The organism is Providencia sp. 2023EL-00965, from assembly GCF_033550225.1.
Lineage (GTDB): Bacteria > Pseudomonadota > Gammaproteobacteria > Enterobacterales > Enterobacteriaceae > Providencia > Providencia manganoxydans.
Genome location: NZ_JAWUEH010000034.1, coordinates 1 through 5030, shown reverse-complemented (window position 1 = coordinate 5030; position 5030 = coordinate 1). Strand labels below are relative to the sequence as shown.

6 protein-coding genes and 1 pseudogene are annotated in these 5030 nt (G+C 43.9%); 2 read left to right on the top strand and 5 right to left on the bottom strand.

Annotated elements, in window-relative coordinates; genetic code table 11:
- Positions 1-90 precede the first annotated feature (90 nt).
- Positions 91-405: an RHS domain-containing protein gene (locus SC428_RS21825; RefSeq protein ID WP_318710323.1), complete on the bottom strand. Its 315-nt coding sequence runs from the start codon at positions 403-405 to the stop codon at positions 91-93.
- Positions 406-602: 197 nt separating this feature from the next.
- Here SC428_RS21825 and SC428_RS21815 point away from each other — a divergent pair, with 197 nt between their 5' ends.
- The gene (locus SC428_RS21815) at positions 603-932 is read left to right on the top strand and encodes a SymE family type I addiction module toxin (protein ID WP_318710322.1); all 330 of its coding nucleotides are present in this window, start codon (positions 603-605) and stop codon (positions 930-932) included.
- 53 nt (positions 933-985) lie between these two features.
- On the opposite strand, the gene SC428_RS21810 is transcribed toward SC428_RS21815, so the two are convergent.
- Both SC428_RS21810 and SC428_RS21805 read right to left on the bottom strand, forming a co-directional pair.
- Positions 986-1459, bottom strand: a complete 474-nt coding sequence (locus tag SC428_RS21810; protein ID WP_318710321.1) for a hypothetical protein — start codon at positions 1457-1459, stop codon at positions 986-988.
- 8 nt (positions 1460-1467) lie between these two features.
- On the bottom strand, positions 1468-2958 hold the full coding sequence (locus SC428_RS21805; RefSeq protein ID WP_318710320.1) for an RHS repeat-associated core domain-containing protein: 1491 nt from the start codon (positions 2956-2958) through the stop codon (positions 1468-1470).
- A gap of 499 nt (positions 2959-3457) precedes the next feature.
- Here SC428_RS21805 and SC428_RS21800 point away from each other — a divergent pair.
- Positions 3458-3712: pseudogene (locus SC428_RS21800) on the top strand (SymE family type I addiction module toxin); the annotation flags it as partial.
- An 81-nt stretch (positions 3713-3793) separates the two neighbouring features.
- Here SC428_RS21800 and SC428_RS21795 read toward each other — a convergent pair.
- Positions 3794-4003: a hypothetical protein gene (locus SC428_RS21795; protein ID WP_318710319.1), complete on the bottom strand. Its 210-nt coding sequence runs from the start codon at positions 4001-4003 to the stop codon at positions 3794-3796.
- 4 nt (positions 4004-4007) lie between these two features.
- On the bottom strand, positions 4008-5030 hold a 1023-nt coding region (locus SC428_RS21790; RefSeq protein WP_318710318.1), incomplete at its 5' end, for an RHS repeat-associated core domain-containing protein.

Below are 5030 nucleotides of genomic sequence, written 5' to 3'. Positions count from 1 at the left end.
GTGGTGAAAGCTATCGATTGAAAGATAAACGACGCTCAGGTGCCATACCTAAATGAAACAGTGGATCACTTTTGATTGATCGAATTTGAGTTAAAAGTGGATCAGTTTTCGTTGATCGTTGACACGAAAATGGCAATCAATATAGTTGGGGTCGTTTTCAGCACGGCCTTCACGGGACTCCCAAAAGGCCAGTTGCCCCCATGTGTTGAGCCGTCCTGCCCAGCTGGCGACACCGTTTTCAGTAAACATCTCCCGCGGGGTGCCTTGGTGGTCAGTAACTACATAATGCAATTTCCCGCGCTGGTAACGTGCAGCAGGGGTTATCGCCCCCGGTTGGTATACCCACTGTATACCGGCATCGTAAGCGATAGTGCCATCGGCGTAGACGGGGGTCTCTTCGACCATTTGGTCGCCAGACCACAGATAGTGCCATGCGGTGATACGTTGCTTTGACAGCGGAAAGGCGGGGCTTTCATTGATTTTTAGAATATCAACGACTTTGGTTTTCGACAGCCGTCGACCAAAAGCATCGTAGGTATAACGCCAGACATCGCCACTGGGGGTAAAGCAGCGAATAAGTTGGTTCTGGGTATAACAAGGAGTTGACTATAGCTAAGGCGCATTCTAAGTCAGGCAGCAGTATAAATAAAGCCCCGAAAACAGAGCGTTATTATACCGTGGGGTATACCCCCAATGGCAGCAAAGCCGCACCACCGCCCGCAATTCACCTTAAAAGGCATTGGTTAAAAGACGCAGGATTTGAGACAGGCTTTACGTTCACGGTGAAAATCTTAAACGGGTGTTTGGTATTGATACCCGATAGCGAAGATATACGAACGATTAAACAACAAAATCAACAGCAGCAAGCGCAACTGAGTGCCATCAAACACACCATGCGTGAGCTGATGGCAGAGTATATAAGCGACTCTTAACAACAAGAATAGCTAAAAGAATTGGAGTTGAAATGTTTTCTGGCTATTTTATATTAATCTAAGGCAATAGAGGGGTATTCCTTAAGTAAAATATCAATATCATGCATGTACGGTATATATGTATTTACATTTGCATTACCTAAAGTGACTAGCTTAGCAAGAAATTTTTTAGCATGTAATGCCATACATGTTATGAACATATCTTTTTCAATAAAAACTTTTTTTTGAACGTTGGCTTTTACACTAATCAATACGTGTTTTTTAATTGGTGTAAACGTAACTTCAATAGGCTGATCAGGAAAATTAGTTCTAAACTCCTCATTTTTTGATATTAATATGAGACCTTCAATAAAATAACACCAAAGCTGATCAATACAATCCCACATACTCTTATCAATTAACTTAGTATTATTGATTGACAATTCTAATGCCCCTTCAACATAGAAATCATCATCTAGATCACCTTCATAGTTATATATATCTATAAAATCATTTCCTACTTTTAAAAATGTCGAAATTTCAATCATAAAAACCCTTATTTAGGATAAAATTGCCCTACTCTACCGTTATTTAAGCCTAATGTATAAGTTACACCATTATATTGCCCTTCAACCTGATACATTCGAATAGAACCTTTTGTCACTAAAGTTTCTCTATTTTGTTTCATAACACTTTCAATAGCATTTGTAATTTCGTTTACAGACATGTCTTTATTAAAAAAGCTTTGAGTATTTTTAATTGAACCATCCCAAAATTCTGGATGATGCCTTTCTAATATGTGTTTAAGGCCTCTTTTTTCCAATTTAAAAGTTTCGTTTCCAAAATGAAAATCTTTACCTTGAAAGTTTTTTAGTTCATTAACAACATCATGAGGTTTTGCTTTATTAGGTAATTTAGGCTCCCCTTTATTACCTTTACCACCCGCCAACCCAAACGGATCCACCCAACCCACTGGATCATGAACATACCCATACGGATTAAATCCACCCAGCAATCCTATGGGATCGGGTGAAATATACTGTCCGCTGTCCTTATCATAATAGCGAAAGCGGTTGTAATACAAGCCTGTTTCGTTATCTTCGAATTGTCCGGCAAAGCGAAAGTGGCAATCAATATAGTTGGGGTCGTTTTCAGCACGGCCTTCACGGGATTCCCAAAAAGCCAGTTGCCCCCATGTGTTGAGCCGTCCAGCCCAGCTGGCGACGCCGTTTTCAGTAAACATCTCCCGCGGGGTGCCTTGGTGGTCAGTAACCACATAATGCAATTTTCCGTGCTGGTAACGTGCAGCAGGGGTTATCGCCCCCGGTTGGTATACCCACTGTATACCGGCATCGTAAGCGATAGTGCCATCGGCGTAGACGGGGGTCTCTTCGACCATTTGGTCGCCAGACCACAGATAGTGCCATGCGGTGATACGTTGCTTTGACAGCGGAAAGGCGGGGCTTTCATTGATTTTTAGAATATCAACGACTTTGGTTTTCGATAGCCGTCGACCAAAAGCATCGTAGGTATAACGCCAGACATCGCCACTGGGGGTAAAGCAGCGAATAAGTTGGTTCTGGGTATTCCACTGGTAGCGCCATTCTTGTGGACGATAACCATGTTGATACACCATTTTGCGTTCGAGTCGGCCGTTGGCATCGTAGAAATAATTTTTATGGCCTTTGGGGAAGTTACGACGAATAACTCGGCCCGCTTGCTGTTCTTGCGCCAGTTGAATAATCGCGGTATGCGCATCCTCTGGCAGTGTAGTGTGCTCGGTGAGGTTTAAGTTTGCATCGTACTGAAAACGCTCATACTGGCTACGTCGTTCAGAGCTGTATTGGGTTTCAGTGATTTGGTCGTTGGCGTTGTAGTGGTATTGGGTACGTTGCCAACGCGCATCCTCGATGGCCACCACATTGTGGGCACGGTTGTAGTGAAAATCACGGTGTACATCAGTACACATCGGCGGTTGATGTGGGTTATCGTACAATGACCACAAAAAGTTATCCGAGCCGCGCCCCGCGCGTTGGTGTGCCAGCAAGCCAGCGGCATTGTAGTGGCTGGAGTTGACAAAGCCGACGTCACTGCGACGCAGGTATTCTTGACCGACGGCGTTATAACTGAACTCTAACGGTCGATGCTGATTGACCTGAAGTTGGGTCAGTTCCCCCAGTAGCCTAAAGGCGTAATGGAGTTCTCGCTCACCAAAGCGTGTTTGGGTGAGGGCGAGTGTGGCTTCATCCCATTGATGGTGTACTTCACGGCCATTAATGCGCTCGCAAGTTAATTGACCGTGGGCATCGTACTCGAACTCGACGACGGAATCGGGGTTAGTGGCTTTAATCAGTCGTAAATGGGTATCGTATTCATAGGTGGTCGTGGATAAACATTGAGGATTGATACCATTATCAAGCTTTGTTCAATGACCACCCCCGAAGAGTTAGCACTCCAGTTTCAGACCATCAGTTTGATAGAGCCTGAGCAGCAGGCAGTGATTAAGCAGCAGAACAAATAAAGCCCCGAAAACAGAGCGTTATTACACGGTGGGGTATGCCCCGAACGGCAGCAAAGCCACACCACCGCCAGCGATTCACCTAAAAGGGCATTGGTTAAAGGCAGCAGGTTTTGAGACAGGCTTCACCTTTACCGTGAAAATCTTAAACGGGTGTTTGGTGTTGATACCCTATAGCGAAGATATACGAGCGATTAAACAACAAAACCAACAACAGCAAGTGCAACTCAGTGTCATCAAACACACGATGCGTGAACTGATCGCGGGATATACAAGCAGCTAAAAGGTAAACTGGGCCTCTTTTAAAAACGAAGAAGTCAGAAGGTTGGAAGGTTTTCTGACTTCTTTTAGATTGGTAACTTAGTCAGCAATAATAAAAGTAAATAGCGCTAATTAAGTCACCATCATCTTGACTAATTATTTTTAATCCAAAAGCATTTAGATCTGCCAATACACCTTTCACGGGCACATCATCTCTATCAATGTAATTATACATTTCATCTTTTTTATTTTTATCGACTACGTATTTATCGGTTAAATACCTAAGGTTTTTTCGTAATTCATCTTCTGTCATATAATCATTCCGGAATAATTGTAACTTTATCAAAAGTTACAGATAAATTTTTCTCTACAGGTAATAACTGGACTGCCCCACCTTTACCAAATTGAGGATACGCACTAGTGAATAGTTCAAGTTCAGGTCCTTTTCCTCCATTAGCAAGAGGTACTTTAACTTGTGGTACTCCATTTTTATAAAGTTGCAATGTATCAAATTCACCCAGTAATCGAGCATCACTCCAAGACCCAGGATTTCCTTTTTCATAAAATATTTGATAGGCATCACGAGCTTCTTTGCCGGAGCCATACTTTGTATAGCCAAAATAGCTCAATGGGGCGGTTTTATTTTCTATTGTAGCCGCAGCCCATTCAGATTGACTATCCATATATCTATAGGCTTTGGAAGGCATTGTCGCACTCGGCCCAGCAGGTCCAACATAAAAATCAGGTTTACTACATTCACCTTTATTTCCAATTCCTCCGGCAAGACCCAGCGGATCGATATATTTAGTTGGATTATGCACATACCCATACGGATTAAATCCACCCAACAGGCCGATGGGATCGGGTGAAATATACTGTCCGCTGTCTTTATCATAATAGCGAAAGCGGTTGTAATACAAGCCTGTTTCGTTATCTTCGAATTGTCCGGCAAAGCGAAAATGGCAATCAATATAGTTGGGGTCGTTTTCAGCACGGCCTTCACGGGACTCCCAAAAGGCCAGTTGCCCCCATGTGTTGAGCCGTCCAGCCCAGCTGGCGACGCCGTTTTCAGTAAACATCTCCCGCGGGGTGCCTTGGTGGTCAGTAACCACATAATGCAATTTCCCGCGCTGGTAACGTGCAGCAGGGGTTATCGCCCCCGGTTGGTATACCCACTGTATAGCGGCATCGTAAGCGATAGTGCCATCGGCGTAGACGGGGGTCTCTTCGACCATTTGGTCGCCAGACCACAGATAGTGCCATGCGGTGATACGTTGCTTTGACAGCGGAAAGGCGGGGCTTTCATTGATTTTTAGAATATCAACGACTTTGGTTTTCGA

What these genes read in the sequence shown, in the direction of transcription:
- SC428_RS21795 (WP_318710319.1), bottom strand. Translation starts at nt 4,003, where the DNA reads ATGACAGAAGATGAATTACGAAAAAACCTTAGGTATTTAACCGATAAA.
- SC428_RS21810 (WP_318710321.1), bottom strand. Translation starts at nt 1,459, where the DNA reads ATGATTGAAATTTCGACATTTTTAAAAGTAGGAAATGATTTTATAGAT.
- SC428_RS21825 (WP_318710323.1), bottom strand. Translation starts at nt 405, where the DNA reads ATGGTCGAAGAGACCCCCGTCTACGCCGATGGCACTATCGCTTACGAT.